We start from the raw sequence: 14,131 nt of genomic DNA, 5'->3' as shown, positions 1-14,131 counted from the left end.
GCGCACCGCTCAGTGTTTCGCCCGGGCACGCACCGCCCCCGCGACGGGCCATGGCGCTTCCACCGAGATGGCGCCCGCATCGGTGAGCGCGCGGTCGGCCGACGTGTCCTTCAGATCGACCCCCGACCTGCCGAGTCGACGAGCACCATCGACCAACCCCGTGACGACGTGAGCCGCACGCTCGTACGAAAGCCCTTCCGGCGGATGAATATTCGAGATGCAGTTCCGCTCGGAATCGGATCTTCCGGGTCGCGGGCAATGGGTCAGATAGATCCCGAGACTGTCGGCGACCGAGAGCCCGGGCCGCTCCCCGATCAACACCAGCACCGTCCCCACACCGAGCGCGGCACCGATGTGATCCCCCAGCGCCACCCGGGCCTGCGTGGCGATCACCGGCGGAGCGAGCGTGTACCGCCCCTCGAACGCCGCCAGCAACGCCGCGAGCATGGGAACCCCGTGATCGGCCAGCGCCTTCGACGAAAGCCCGTCTGCCAGAACGAAACCCACGTCCTTCCCGCTGTGCGGCACCGCTGGTTCATCGGTCCCGGGCAGCCGCCCGAGATCCGGACGCCGCAGATACTCCGAGCGATCGCTCGCCCTGCTGCGCACGTGCACCGGCTCATCGAGCCCGAGACCCGCCACCTCGGCGGCCAGGACCGCGATATCGAGCGGACTGTGCACGGCATCCCGGGCCGCCGCATGCGCCGCACGGAATTCGAGGACCTCGGTGGTCGACAAGGCGTCACCGGTGCGCCGAAGTCCGATGCGTGCCTGGGTGGTTCGCCGCAGATCATGCCAGAAGGCGTGTGCCGCAGCGTGCTCGGCGCGTCCGATGGGAGAGAGCGGTTCGCTGTAGCTCACAGATTTCCTTCCTGATACGGCCAGGGATACGCCCACCGGCTGGCATCCCGTAGGTGCGCGCTGCCCACCGCGTATTGCCGCGAGTGGCGATCCGGGCACTGCCGGGCGATACCGATACAGGCGGACCGGGGCGGAGCGCCGGGGCCGATGGTGGAGCCGATGCCACGAATCTCGTTGTGATCCCAGAGGTTTCGTCGCTCATGAAAGGCGCGCGCCGACACAGGGCCGATCGTCATGCCGCCCCCTTGGCGAGGGCCCGGAGTGGGGAGGTCAGCGGCTCGACGGGGAGGATGCGGCCGGCCGGGCCGAGCATGCCGAGGTGGTCGAGCCAGGCGGCGAATTCGGGAGCGGGACGGAGGTTGAGGATCTGGCGGGCGTAGAGCGCGTCGTGGTAGGCGAGGCTCTGGTAGCCGAGCATGACGTCGTCGGCGCCGGGGACCGCGATGACGAAGGGGCAGCCCGCGGCGGCCAGCAGGGTGAGCAGGGTGTCCATGTCGTCCTGGTCGGCTTCGGCGTGGTTGGTGTAGCAGACGTCGACGCCCATGGGGAGGCCGAGGAGCTTGCCGCAGAAGTGGTCCTCTAGGCCGGCGCGGATGATCTGCTTGCCGTCGTAGAGGTATTCGGGGCCGATGAAGCCGACCACTGTATTGATCAGGAACGGGTCCAGGTCGCGGGCGATGGCGTAGGCGCGGGCCTCGAGGGTCTGCTGGTCGACCGGCTTGCCGCCGGCGCCCAGGTGCGCGCCAGCCGAAAGCGCCGAGCCCTGACCGGTTTCCAGGTACATGACGTTGTCGCCCACGGTCCCGCGGCGCAGCGACCGGCCCGCCTCGTTGGCCTCGCGCAGCAGCGAGATGGTCACGCCGAAGCCGGAATTCGCGCCCTCGGTACCCGCGATGGACTGGAACACCAGATCCACCGGCGCCCCCGCCTCGATGAGCCCGAGCGTGGTGGTGACGTGCGAGAGCACACACGACTGCGTCGGAATCTCGAATCGCTGCCGCACCTCGTCGAGCAGGTACAGCAGATCCGCCGTGGCCCGCGGCGAATCGGTGGCCGGATTGATGCCGATCACCGCGTCCCCGCAGCCCAGCAGCAGCCCGTCCAGCACCGCCGCGGCGATCCCGCGCGGATCATCGGTCGGATGGTTGGGCTGCAATCGGGTGGCGAGCGTGCCCGGCACCCCGATGCTGGTCCGGAATCCGGAGCACACCTCGGCCGCCCGCGCGACCGCGATCAGGTCCTGATTGCGCATGAGTTTGCTGACGGCCGCGGCCATCTCGGGCGTGACCCCGGACGCGACCGCCCGCAAGGTGGCCGCGGCGTCGGGCCGGGCGGCCACCGCAAGCAGCCAGTCCCGCAGCCCGCCCACCGTCAGATGCGAAATCGCCTGGAAAGCACCCCGATCGTGCCCGTCGATGATCAACCGCGTGACCTCGTCGGTCTCGTACGGCACCACCGGCTCCTCCAGGAAGGCGCCCAGCGACACCTCGGCCAGCGCCCACTGCGCCGCCGCCCGCTCGGCGTCGGAGTGCGCCGCGCACCCGGCCAGTTCGTCCCCGCTGCGCCGCGGTGTGGCCTTGGCCAGCAGTTCGACCAGCCCGTCGAAGGTGTAGGTGCTGCCGCCCAGGCGCTGATGGAAGATCACCCTCCCGATGGTCCGGGCCCATATTGCCGGTCGGTAACCATCATTTTCCCCCGGCATTACTGCGCGTTACGCGTGCCGGACCGCCGCGGGACCGGTGTCCTCCCCCACGATGCGCAGGTCGGCCGGCGACCCCGCCGGATACCATGGCGCCATGGCAGGCACCTATCAGCCGCCCTGGCTGCGCACCGTCGATCTCGGCGAGCAGTTCCGCACCCTCGGTGTCTGGTGGCGGCAGCCGCACCGGCTGCGCCGCGCCGTCCAGGCCTATCGGGATCTGCTGGCGGTCACCCCGGCGTGCATCGCCTACGCCTTCACCCTGTTCATCACCTGGTGGACGCTGCGCGGCGCCAGCGACATCGTGGGCCGGCGGCTGATCTTCTCCGCCTCCACGAACCTGCGCAATATGCAGAAGGATCCGATCCAGGTGCTGGTGGCGTCGGCCTTCTGGACCGACGGCGGCTTCCCCTGGGGCGATATTCTCATCCTCATCACCCTGATGGCGCTGGCCGAGCGCTGGCTGGGGTCGCTGCGCTGGATCCTGGTGGTGGCTGCCGGCCATGTCGGCGCCACCCTGATCACGGTCATCGGCATCGCTCACAAGCTCGACAAGCACCTGATCCCGACCCGGGTGGCGTTCGCCTCGGATGTCGGACCCAGCTACGGCATCTCGGCCATGATGGCCGCGCTGACCTTCCGGCTGCGCGGCCCGGCCCGCTGGCTGTGGGTGCTGGCCATGGCGGTCTGGTACGCCTACGGCGTCTGGGACGGCCGCACCTTCACCGACTACGGCCATTTCTTCGCGCTGCTCATCGGTTTCACGGTGGGCGCGATTGCGGTGGCGCTCTCCCACCGCCTGGTCGCGGTGCGGGCGCGCAAGGCCGCGGCGAAGCCGGCCCGGGCGGCAGCGATTCCGGCCGCGACCATCGGGGATTCAGCCGGGGACGGGATCGACGCGGCTGCGCCCACGCTGGGCGAACCGGACGGCCGGCTCGACGAGGCGCGCCACGATCGGGCCGAGCACGGCCATCATTAGCACGTAGGCCGAGGCCAACGCGGCCAGCCGCCCGCTCACGCCGCCCAGCGAAACCGCCAGGCCGGCAATGACGATGGAGAATTCGCCGTGTGCCACCAGCGCCGCGCCCGCACGCGCCCGGCCCATCCGGCGGATGCCCTGCCGCGACGCCGCCCACCAGCCGGTGCCGAGCTTGGTCAGCGCGGTCACGAAGGCCAGCAGGATCGCCCAGCCCAGCACCGGCGGGATCGCCCGGGGATCGGTGCTGAGCCCGAAGGCCACGAAGAAGATGGCCGCGAACAGATCCCGCAGCGGTTCGAGGAGTTTCACCGCCTCCTGCGCGGTGGACCCGGAGATGGCGATGCCGAGCAGGAACGCGCCCACCGCCGCCGACACGTTCAGCGCCGAGGCCGCGCCCGACACCAGCAGCGCGGCGCCGAGCAGCTTGAGCAGGAACACTTCCCGATCGTTGCTGTCCACGATGGCCGACACGTAGCGGCCGTAGCGCAACGCCACGATGAGCACCACGGTGATCCCCGCCAGGGCGATGGCCAGCGAGCGCAGCCCGCTGGCGAAGCTCAGCCCGGCCAGCATCATGGTGAGGATCGGCAAGTACACCGCCATGGCCAGATCCTCGAACACCAGGATGGACAGCACCACCGGCGTCTCGCGGTTACCGAGGCGACCCAGGTCGTTGAGCACCTTGGCGACGATGCCGGAGGACGAGATGTAGGTGACGCCGCCCATGGTGACCGCGCCAACCGCGCCCCAGTCCAGGATCAGCGCCACCACCACGCCCGGCGTGGCATTGGCGACGATGTCGAGCAGACCGGCCAGCCAGGAGCGGCGCAGTCCGGTCACCAATTCGGCTGCGGTGTACTCCAATCCGAGCAGCAGGAGCAGCAGCACCACGCCGATCTCACCGGCCATGTGCCCGAATTCGGTGGCGGCGCGCATCTTCACGATGCCGCCCTCACCGAAGGCCAGGCCGCCCAGCAGGTAGAGGGGAATCGGCGACATGCCGAAGCGGGCGGCCAGTCGTCCCAGCATGCCGAGCGCGAACAAGACCGCGCCGAGTTCGAACAGGGCTAGACCGGTCGAATCCACAGATTCAGCCGTCGGCCAGAATGCGAGCGGCGGCGTCCAGCCCGTGCGGCGTGCCGACGACGACGAGTACGTCCCCGGAGTCGAGCACCTGATCCGGTCCCGGTGACGGGTGCAGCTGCCCCGCCCGCATGATGGCCACGATGGAGGCCTTGGTCCGGGTCCGCATGGCGGTCTCGCCGAGCATACGTCCCCGATACGGCGAGTTGCCGCCGATGGTGAGCTGTCTGGTGGTGATCCCGGGTAGGTCCGAGTGTTCTTCCTTGAGCTGCTGCACCAGCTGAGGTGCGCCCAGCAGATTGGCCAGGACCGCCGCCTCGTCGGTCGTCAGGGGCACCTGCGCCATGCACGCGTCGGGGTCGTCCCGCTGCGACACGATGAGATCGATTCCGCCGTCCCGGTGCGCCACCACCCCGATCCGCCGCCCCGATCTGACCTCGAAATCCTTCCGCACACCGATACCGGGCAGCGCTGTCACATCGACGTTCACGCAGTCCAGATTAGGACAACCCGCGCGAATCCCGGGGAGCTACGGCCCGGCATACCCGCCTGCAGGAGGCGGGCGCGCGCCGGGTCACTCCGCGGTGAGCGGCGCGAACGATCCGTCGGAGCCCGGCAGGAAATCGGTGACCTCGACGACCGCGGTCAGCGGCAGCGGGCCGTAGAGGTGCGGGAAGGTCATGGAGTCCGGGTCGGTGGGCACGCCCGGCTCCCACTTCACCGGGGAACCGAGCAGGGCCGGATCCAGGTGCAGCAGCACGAGATCGGTGCGGCCGGCGAAGAGTCGATTGGCGGGCAGGTGGGCCTGGTAGGGCGCGGAAAGGTGGATGAATCCGGCCTCGTCCAGCGAGGGGGCGCGGTATTCGCCTGCGGCGCGGGCGTTTTCCCATTCCGCCCGGGAGCAGATGTGCAGCAGGGTCGGCGCCGTCGTGTCCTGTTCGGTTCCCACCTGTCCAATCTAGGCGAGTGCCGCAGGGTTCAGAACGGTTCGGGCAGGGCCATGTGGACCGACGCCGGGAATCAGCGCTCGCCATCGACCGCCGGAACGGCTCCAGGGCTGCGGCGGCCCACGATGATCCCGGGAGAGCACGGCCGTAGGAATTGACGCTCCTCGAATGCGAAACCCTCATAACCCCATCGACCAAAGGTCAGGGAGCGAGCTTGAACCATTCCACGCAGTTGTCCCACATCTGAGGTACCGGGTAGTGGGCGGCCCCCGCATGTCGCGTCAACTGCAACCGGCCAGCGTAATCGGGGTACCTTTCGGCGAGGGCGGCCAGGAAACGTTGGGCCCCATCCGAGGGGACGTGCTGGTCTTCTGCTCCGCATTCGATAGCAATCGCGGGATTGTGGTCGTAGGACGCAAGGTTTGTCAAAGGGTTGATTCGGTCGTAGAAGAAGCTGCCGTACGAGTCGGGGGTGCCCGTGGGCAGGAGTTCGCCTGTCCGGACGGGGTGGTGCATGCCGGGGCGGAGCCAGTCGGGTGTGGCGAGCATCGCAGCTACCGAGGTGATTCGGGAGTCCAGCCCCGCAGCGGCTATGGCGATGTCACCGCCCATGGAGATGCCGCCGACACGGATGCTGGAGGTGACGCTCAAATGCGTTACGGCCCAATCGATGACGCGCAGAGTGTCGAGGGCGGTCTGGCCGAGTACAGGCCACATATTGCGTCGGAAATCGCCGAAGACCCTTGCCGAGAGTTGTTCTGAGGACTCACTGCCGCGTTGGCCGTGTTGCCAGGGGTCGAAGCTGAGGGCGACGAACCCGGCTGCGGCGAGCTGCCGGAGCTGAGGCAGCATGTCCTCTTTCGTTCCCGTGAAGTACGGAAGCCAGAGGACGAGGTGGGCGGCCTGCGGCTTGTCCACGGGATCTACCCAGATGACAGGGATATCGTCCACTGTTGCCGATGAGGTCGGTTCCTCGGGTGAGCTCTGCATGATCAATTCCTTTCCGCCCTCTGCCACATCAGGGCCAGATGAAGCTAATCGAGATAGCTAACAAGCTATTAGCATTAGCTTTGTTGGTCAAGCCGTTGCCCGAGCAACCCGCCGCTGTGGACAGCCCTTCCCGAGACGACGTCGTAGCCACCCGTCCGATGATGGTGCGCCGCAACCGATCTCCCCCGCGCCTGGCAGAGCGTTCGATGCGGGCGCCCGTACCGAGCCAAAGCGTCCGAAGACTCGAGTTCACAGCGGTGGGGTACCGCCGTGGGCAACCGCCGATGCGGTCCTGCGCCCGGACCGGCGATCCTCCCCCGCGCCCTCGGACGGTCCCACGCCATCTGGTAGACCGGCAGGTACGACTCCCCGTACCCGACCGTCCGAGGAACCATGAATCCGTCCAGCATCATGTCCGCCCGCGACCTCGAGTTCCTGCTCTACGACTGGCTGCAGGTGGATTCGCTGACGGCCCGCGACCGCTTCGCCGACCACTCCCGCGACACCTTCGACCAGGTGCTGCGGCTGTGCCAGGACCTGGCCACCACCTACTTCGCGCCGCACAATCGCGCGAACGATCTGCACGAGCCCACCTTCGACGGCGAGCGTGTGCACATCATCCCCGCGGTGGGCAAGGCATTGCAGGCCTTTGCCGACGCCGGAATGATCGGCGCGGCAATGGATTACGAGATCGGCGGCATGCAGCTGCCGCACTCGGTCTACACCGCGTGCATGTCGTGGTTCCACGCCGCCAATGTCGGCACCGCCGCCTACGTGCTGCTCACCACCGGCAATGCGAATCTGCTTGCCGCGCACGGCAGCCCGGAGCAGATCGACGCCTATGTGCGCCCGATGCTGGAGGGCCGCAGCTTCGGCACCATGGCCCTGTCGGAGCCGCAGGCCGGGTCCAGCCTGGCCGACATCACCACCCGCGCCGTGCCCGCCGCCGACGGCTCCTACCGTCTGTTCGGGCACAAGATGTGGATCTCCGGCGGCGACCACGACCTCTCGGAGAACATCGTGCACCTGGTGCTGGCCCGCATTCCGGGCGCGCCGGAGGGCACCCGCGGCATCTCGCTGTTCGTGGTCCCCAAGTTCCTGCCCGACGCCGAGGGCAACCCGACCGTCCACAACGATGTCGCGCTCTCGGGCATCAACCACAAGATGGGCTGGCGCGGCACCGTCAACACCGCCCCTGTCTTCGGCGACGGCAACTTCACCCCCGGCGGCGAGCCGGGCGCGATCGGCTATCTGGTGGGCGCGCCGAATCACGGTCTGGTCCAGATGTTCACGATGATGAACGAGGCCCGCATCGGGGTCGGCCTGGCCTCGACGGCGCTGGGCTACACCGGCTTCCTCAAGTCCCTCGACTATGCCCGCACCCGCCCGCAGGGCCGCCCGGTCAGCGCCCGTGGCGGCGCGCAGGTGCCGATCATCGAGCATCCTGATGTGCGGCGCATGCTGCTGGCCCAGAAGTCCTATGCCGAAGGCGCACTCGCGCTGCAGCTGTACTGCGGCAAACTGATCGACGAACACCGCACCGCGACAGGCGAATCCGACCGGGCACGCGCCGCCACCCTGCTGCGCATCCTCACCCCCATCGCCAAGTCCTGGCCCAGCCAATGGTGCCTGGCCGCCAACGATCTGGCCATCCAGATCCACGGCGGCGCCGGCTACACCCGCGACTACGACGTCGAACAGCACTACCGCGACAACCGCCTCAACCCCATTCACGAAGGCACCCACGGCATTCAGAGCATGGACCTGCTCGGCCGCCAGGTCACCCTGGACAATGGCGCGGCCCTGGCCGCACTGCTGGAGACCATGGCCGCCACCATCGCCGCCGCCCGCGCGACCGGCGACGCCGAGCTCGCCGAGTACGCCGCCGCCCTGCAGGCCACCACCGGCCGCCTGGCCGCCACCACGGCGGGCCTGTGGCGCGCGGGCAATCCCGAGGCGGCCCTGGCCAATTCGGCGGTCTATCTGGAGGCGTTCGGCCACGTTGTGCTGGCCTGGATCTGGCTCGAGCAGGCGGTCACCGCCACCGTGCGGTCCGCCCAGGACCGTCCGCGCGCAGGCGAGTGGGAGACCTTCCGGCAGGGGAAGCGGCTGGCCGCCCGGTACTTCTTCCGCTGGGAACTTCCGCGCACCACACCGCAATTCGACCTGCTCGACTCCGGCGATCGCACCACTCTGGAACTCGACGAGTCCTGGTTCTGAGCCCGGCGGCGCGAATCCGCCGTTCGCGCTGCGCGAACAGCTCCGGGACCCCGTGCGCCACTACGGCGTCGGCGCGGAGCCATGGATCGAGGTCAGGCCGGTCGCGGACCGGCCTCCAATCCAGCCGCCTTGATTACGGTTTGCTGGCGTCCCAGCCACAGAGACCAATCGGAGTGTGAGTGTCGGTGTGCCCGGGTATTCTCCGGGTAGACAACTCGATCAGCGTGTTCGAACGGGAGGTTTCGACATCTCCGGGGGCAGTCACCAGGACCTGTTCGCTTTCAGCGAACTCGCAGGTCGTGTTACGGAAAACACACGGGAAACTGCACGGGAACAAAGTGCTCGCGCCGAACGTCTGAGAGAGTAGTCAACAACCACTGCTGGGAAGTAGCGGTAGCGAGGTTCGCGGAATGGACCGCGGGCCCCACACCAGGCGAACGGTGCGTGAGCACCCAGAGCCAGGACGGAGGAGTCATGCCAGGAACCCTGACAAGCACCCCACTGACCGCGGTCGATCGTTGCGACCGCTGCGGGGCGGCTGCGCGCGTGCGCGCAACCCTTCCTGCCGGTGGAGAGTTGCTCTTCTGCCAGCATCACGCCAACGAGCACATGGATCGTCTTCGTGAGCTCGAGGCCGTGATCGACACGGAGTCGGCACCGGCGCTGTAATAGCTCCTCCACCTCGGAGAGACTCGATCGGGAGTCGCCGTTCTCCGAGAGCCCGCTCGACAATTGAATCTTCCCAACAGAAAACCCGGCAGCGGGCGACCAGCAGGTCGCCCGCTGCCGCTGTGTACGGGACCAGTCGACGCGAGATGTGATCAGGGGCACACCAATTTCGCTGTGGCCGGGGACACATGAATCCCGCCGTGCGCAACGCGAGATTCGTCATGTGCGCACAGCGAGATCGGGCGGGTACAACGGATGGGTGCCACAGACCTCGCAAGCCACCTACCTGCAGGATCGACATATGGTCGCGGTCTGGACGTGGAACGGCCACACCCCCGGAAGCGCACCGCGAGACCTGGGCGAGGTGGAGACCCTCGCCCTTGCCGTTCCCGGCCGGGACGGCATCGGCGTCACGGACGTGGAATGTGCTCTGGTGGAACCGGAACGGTTATGCATTCTTGCTATTGACAATCCTGGGGATTCGATACATCTGCTCCGCGAGGCCCTCGAGACGGAGGTCGAGACGCGGCGGCTGCCCGTGGCCGCGCACGCCGTCCCGAATGCCACCGGGACCGCGATCGTCTCGGCGGGCCGGACCCTGCGGGCGCTGCGGGACACCGTGACGCTCGGCGCCGAACTGCGCTCCGGGCTGAAGGCCGAGCTGCGGCCCTACCAGGCGCGCGGCATCACCTGGTTGCGCGAGACCATCGCCGCGTACGGCGGCGCGGTGCTGGCCGACGAGATGGGCCTGGGCAAGACGGTGCAGGCCATCGGGTACCTGCTCGGGAAGGCCGCGGACGGGCCACAACTCGTAGTGTGTCCAACCTCACTGGTGGGCAACTGGGCGCACGAGATCGAGCGATTCGCGCCCGGACTGCGCGCGGTGGCCTGGCGGGGCGGGCCGGCGCCGGAGGCCGAGCCGGGAACGATTGTGGTAACCGGGTATCCGACCCTGCGCGGGCACGGTGCCGCACTGGCCGGGCAGCGGTGGGCCACCGTGATTTTCGACGAGGCGCAGGTGCTGAAGAATCCGCACACGCAGGTGGCGAAGGCGGCGCGGGCGATTCCGGCCGAGGCGCGGATCGCCCTGACCGGTACGCCGGTGGAGAATCACCTCGACGAACTGTGGGCGCTGCTGAATCTGATCGCGCCGCAGGAGTTCACGCACCGGGCGCAGTTCCGGCGGCGGTTCGTACGGCCGATCAGCGAGGGGTCGGCGAGCGCGGTGCTGCGGCTGCGGGACGCCGTCGAGCCGATCGTGCTGGGCCGCCGCAAATCCCAGGTGGCCGCCTCGCTGCCGGCCAAGATCCACTGCGATCTGGTGTGCGATCTGAGCGCGGAGCAGGAGCAGCTCTACGACCGGCTGCTCGATCGGGCCGAGGCGGCCGGGTTCGGGACCGGTGCGCAGCGGCACACGCGGGTGCTGGCGGTGCTGACCGAGCTCAAGCAGGTGTGCAATCATCCCGGGCTGATCACCGGGGAGCTGGACGAATTGGCCGGGCGCTCCGGGAAATTCGACGTCTGCTCCGACATTCTGGCCAGTAACCTCGATGTGGACGCGCCCACGCTGGTGTTCACCCAGTACCGCAAGACCGGTGAGCTGCTGGTCCGGTACTGCGCCGAGGAGTTCGGGGTGCGGGTGCCGTTCTTCCACGGCGGGCTGAACCAGCAGCAGCGCGGGGAGATCGTCGCGGACTTCCAATCACCGGACGGCCCACCCATATTGGTGCTCAGCCTGCGGGCCGCGGGCACCGGGCTGACGCTCACGCGGGCCGCCGACGTCATCCATTTCGACCGCTGGTGGAATCCGGCGGTGGAGGCGCAGGCGTCGGATCGCGCGCATCGCATCGGACAGACCCGCACCGTCACCGTCACCACGCTGACCTCGGGCACCACCATCGAGGAGCACATCGCGGGCATGCACGACCGGAAGTCGGCGCTCACCGACCTCAGCGATGCGGCCGGAGTCGCGGAACTGGCGCGACTGGACGACGAACGACTGCTGGAGCTGCTGCGCCGGAAGCGGGAGAACTGAGATGGCCGACAACGAATTCGGGTACACCGCCTGGGGCAAGGACTGGGTGCGGCTCGCGGAACCGCTCAGCCTCAGCAAACCCGAGCCGCTGCTCCCCCGCGCGCGTAACATCGCCCGCAACAACGGGGTCCGGACCGAGATCGAGGGCACCGTGGTGCGGGCGCACATCCATCGCGGGTCGGAGGCGTCGGTGACGCATCTGGAACTGACATCGTTCCCGCGCGCCACCATCGACGCCATCGCCGCCGTGGTGCCCGCCGACACCCTCACCCTCAGCGACGACCTGCACGCCGCGGTCGTCGCCGCGGGGATCTCGGTGACGCCCATCCTCGCGAGCACCGACTGCTCCTGCCGCGCCCGCAACGCCCGCTGCCTCCACATGCTCGCCACCTGCTACGCGGTGGTCCGCCTGATCGACGAAAACCCCTGGCTCGCCTTGGATCTCCAGAGCTATCGGAGCGCTCCACCCGCCACCGACGCCGCCACTCCCGAATCGATCCCACGCTGGACGCCGATCGACGCCCTCGATCCAGCCGTGTTCTTCGGCTGAGCAGGGCAGCCCGCTCGGCCGCCCTGGTTGTCGGACCCGGCGGCTACCGTCGGCCCATGGCGATCTCCACATACGCGTTCACCGCCGAACTCTGGGAATGGGAGGCACAGGCCTCCTGGCATTTCGTGAGCCTGCCCGAGTCCGTCGCCGACGAGATCGAGGAGCGCTTCGGGCACACCGCCGCCGGATTCGGCTCGGTGAAAGTGAAAGTGGTGGTCGGCGGCAGCCGGTGGTCGACCTCGATCTTTCCCGACGGCAAGCGCGGAACCTACGTACTGCCGGTGAAGAAGGCCGTCCGCGTCGCCGAGGGGTTGAGCGCGGGCGACCCGGTCGAGGTCGAACTGCAGATCGTGTAGTCCGCGCTGGTCAGAGGCGGCGCAGGGCCGCGATGCGCTGGGAGAGCTGATCGGCGGTGGCGAGAGCGGTTGGGGGGCCGCCGCATTCGCGGCGTAGGTCGCCGTGGATGACGCCGTGCGGTTTACCGGTGCGGTGGTGGTGCATGGCGACCAGGCTGTTCAGTTCGCGGCGCAGCTCGGACAGGCGGTCCGAGGTGGCGGCGCGTTCGACGGCAGCCTCCACGCCGGCGCCCGAGGGGCGAGCCTCGGCGGCGGCGCTGCGTTCCTGGAGCTGACGGGACTGGCGTTCGCGCAGCAGGGCACGCATCTGATCGGCGTCGAGCAGGCCGGGGATGCCGAGATAGTCGGCCTCCTCGTCACTGCCGGAGAAGGTGGCGGTGCCGAAGGAGTCGCCGTCATAGATGACCTGGTCGAGTTCGGCGTCGGCGGCCAGGGCGATGAACTTCTTCTCCTCCTCGCCCGGCTCGTCCTTCTGCCGGTTGGCGTCGATGAGCAGTTCGTCCTCGAGCGCGTTCGCCTCGCGGTGCGGCTTGCCGATGACATGGTCGCGCTGCAATTCCAGCTGGGCGGCCAGATCCAGCAGCACCGGCACCGACGGCAGAAACACGCTGGCGGTCTCACCGGTCTTGCGGGCACGCACGAAACGGCCGATGGCCTGCGCGAAGTACAGCGGGGTGGAGGCGCTGGTGGCGTAGACGCCGACGGCCAGGCGCGGGACGTCGACGCCCTCGGACACCATGCGCACCGCGACCATCCACGGGTCGGTGTTCTCGCTGAACTCGCCGATGCGGTCGGAGGAGTCCGGGTCATCGGACAACACGATGGTCGGTTTGGTGCCCGAAATGTGTTCCAGCAGTTCGGCGTAGTCGCGCGCCTTCTCCTGGTCGGTGGCGATCACCAGGCCGCCCGCGTCGGGCATGCCGGTGGCGCGCAGCTGGCGCAGGCGGGTGTCGGCGGCGGTGAGGACCTTCGACATCCAGTCGCCGGCGGGGTCGAGGGCGGTGCGCCAGGCGCGGGCGGTCTGCTCGGCATTGAGGGGCTCACCCAGGCGGGCCGAGTATTCCTCGCCCGCGCTGTCACGCCAGTGCGCCTCGCCGGAGTAGGCGAGGAAGACCACGGGTCTGACCACGCCGTCGGCGAGCGCCTCGGAGTAGCCGTAGGTGTGGTCGGCGCGTGACTTCTCGAAACCGGACTCGTCGGCCTCGTAGGTGATGAACGGGATCTTGGAGTCGTCGCTGCGGAACGGGGTACCGGTCAGCGCCAGTCGCCGGGTGGCGTCACCGAACGCCTCCTCGACCGCCTCACCCCAGCTCTTGGCGTCACCGGCGTGATGGATCTCGTCCATGATCACCAGTGTGCGGCGGTTCTCGGTGCGCACCCGATGCTTGAACGGATGCGACGCGATCTGCGCGTAGGTGACCACCACGCCGTGGTAGTCCGACGAGGTGGACCCGGTGGAGTTGGAGAAGTTCGAATCCAGCTGAATCCCGTTGCGCGCGGCCGACGCAGCCCACTGATGCTTGAGGTGCTCGGTGGGTGCGACCACCGTCACCTGGTCGACCGTGCGGTCGTTGAGCAGCTCAGCCGCCACGCGCAGCGCGAACGTGGTCTTACCCGCGCCGGGGGTGGCGACGGCAAGGAAGTCGCGTGGCTTGGTCGTCAGATACTTGGTGAGTGCCCTGCGCTGCCATGCACGTAACGAACCGCCACCACCCGAAGTCACTCGGTAGAGATTAGCGATC

The 14,131-nt window shown here is 68.6% G+C and carries 14 protein-coding genes; 6 read left to right on the top strand and 8 right to left on the bottom strand.

The window, feature by feature from the left end:
* Window positions 1-9: 9 nt before the first annotated feature.
* From eutC to ACIRRA_RS04990, 3 genes are read right to left on the bottom strand one after another with little or no spacing between them, the layout of a single operon-like run.
* Entirely contained in the window at window positions 10-861 is an 852-nt protein-coding gene (gene eutC, locus ACIRRA_RS05000; protein WP_402763205.1) for an ethanolamine ammonia-lyase subunit EutC, read from the bottom strand.
* A complete protein-coding gene (locus ACIRRA_RS04995) occupies window positions 858-1,097 on the bottom strand; it encodes a hypothetical protein (protein ID WP_402763203.1) in 240 nt (79 codons plus the stop codon). Before ACIRRA_RS04995 ends, eutC begins: the two co-directional genes overlap by 4 nt.
* Window positions 1,094-2,506 carry an ethanolamine ammonia-lyase subunit EutB gene (locus ACIRRA_RS04990; protein WP_402763201.1) on the bottom strand — a complete coding sequence of 471 codons (1,413 nt, stop codon included), beginning with the start codon at window positions 2,504-2,506 and terminating at the stop codon, window positions 1,094-1,096. Before ACIRRA_RS04990 ends, ACIRRA_RS04995 begins: the two co-directional genes overlap by 4 nt.
* A 151-nt stretch (window positions 2,507-2,657) precedes the next feature.
* On the opposite strand from ACIRRA_RS04990, the gene ACIRRA_RS04985 reads away from it, so the two are divergent.
* The gene (locus ACIRRA_RS04985) at window positions 2,658-3,539 is read left to right on the top strand and encodes a rhomboid-like protein (RefSeq protein WP_402763198.1); all 882 of its coding nucleotides are present in this window, start codon (window positions 2,658-2,660) and stop codon (window positions 3,537-3,539) included.
* Here ACIRRA_RS04985 and ACIRRA_RS04980 read toward each other — a convergent pair.
* From ACIRRA_RS04980 to ACIRRA_RS04965, 4 genes are all read right to left on the bottom strand, one after another.
* The gene (locus ACIRRA_RS04980) at window positions 3,438-4,625 is read right to left on the bottom strand and encodes a cation:proton antiporter (RefSeq protein ID WP_402763196.1); all 1,188 of its coding nucleotides are present in this window, start codon (window positions 4,623-4,625) and stop codon (window positions 3,438-3,440) included. The two genes, ACIRRA_RS04985 and ACIRRA_RS04980, sit on opposite strands and share 102 nt — an antisense overlap.
* 4 nt (window positions 4,626-4,629) lie before the next feature.
* The gene (locus ACIRRA_RS04975; RefSeq protein ID WP_402763193.1) at window positions 4,630-5,112 is read right to left on the bottom strand and encodes a cation:proton antiporter regulatory subunit; all 483 of its coding nucleotides are present in this window, start codon (window positions 5,110-5,112) and stop codon (window positions 4,630-4,632) included.
* 84 nt (window positions 5,113-5,196) lie between these two features.
* Window positions 5,197-5,571: a DUF952 domain-containing protein gene (locus ACIRRA_RS04970; protein WP_402763190.1), complete on the bottom strand. Its 375-nt coding sequence runs from the start codon at window positions 5,569-5,571 to the stop codon at window positions 5,197-5,199.
* A 199-nt stretch (window positions 5,572-5,770) separates the two neighbouring features.
* Entirely contained in the window at window positions 5,771-6,559 is a 789-nt protein-coding gene (locus ACIRRA_RS04965) for a prolyl oligopeptidase family serine peptidase (protein WP_402763188.1), read from the bottom strand.
* Window positions 6,560-6,952: 393 nt separating this feature from the next.
* On the opposite strand from ACIRRA_RS04965, the gene ACIRRA_RS04960 reads away from it, so the two are divergent.
* From ACIRRA_RS04960 to ACIRRA_RS04940, 5 genes are all read left to right on the top strand, one after another.
* Window positions 6,953-8,779 (top strand): acyl-CoA dehydrogenase, encoded by a 1,827-nt coding sequence (locus ACIRRA_RS04960; RefSeq protein ID WP_402763185.1) that lies wholly within the window; start codon window positions 6,953-6,955, stop codon window positions 8,777-8,779.
* 474 nt (window positions 8,780-9,253) lie between these two features.
* Complete coding sequence (locus tag ACIRRA_RS04955) at window positions 9,254-9,448, top strand: hypothetical protein (RefSeq protein ID WP_033087939.1); 195 nt, start codon at window positions 9,254-9,256, stop codon at window positions 9,446-9,448.
* Between the two features lie 301 nt (window positions 9,449-9,749).
* Entirely contained in the window at window positions 9,750-11,483 is a 1,734-nt protein-coding gene (locus tag ACIRRA_RS04950) for a DEAD/DEAH box helicase (RefSeq protein ID WP_402763706.1), read from the top strand.
* A gap of 1 nt (window position 11,484) precedes the next feature.
* Entirely contained in the window at window positions 11,485-12,033 is a 549-nt protein-coding gene (locus ACIRRA_RS04945) for a hypothetical protein (protein WP_402763182.1), read from the top strand.
* Between the two features lie 56 nt (window positions 12,034-12,089).
* Window positions 12,090-12,389 (top strand): DUF1905 domain-containing protein, encoded by a 300-nt coding sequence (locus ACIRRA_RS04940; RefSeq protein ID WP_402763180.1) that lies wholly within the window; start codon window positions 12,090-12,092, stop codon window positions 12,387-12,389.
* A 10-nt stretch (window positions 12,390-12,399) separates the two neighbouring features.
* On the opposite strand, the gene ACIRRA_RS04935 is transcribed toward ACIRRA_RS04940, so the two are convergent.
* Window positions 12,400-14,112: a DEAD/DEAH box helicase gene (locus ACIRRA_RS04935; RefSeq protein ID WP_402763177.1), complete on the bottom strand. Its 1,713-nt coding sequence runs from the start codon at window positions 14,110-14,112 to the stop codon at window positions 12,400-12,402.
* Window positions 14,113-14,131: the final 19 nt, after the last annotated feature.

It is taken from the genome of Nocardia sp. NPDC101769, assembly GCF_044766925.1.
Taxonomy (GTDB): Bacteria; Actinomycetota; Actinomycetes; order Mycobacteriales; family Mycobacteriaceae; genus Nocardia.
The sequence above is the reverse complement of the archived record's forward strand: the minus strand, read 5'-3'. Positions and strand labels throughout refer to the sequence as shown.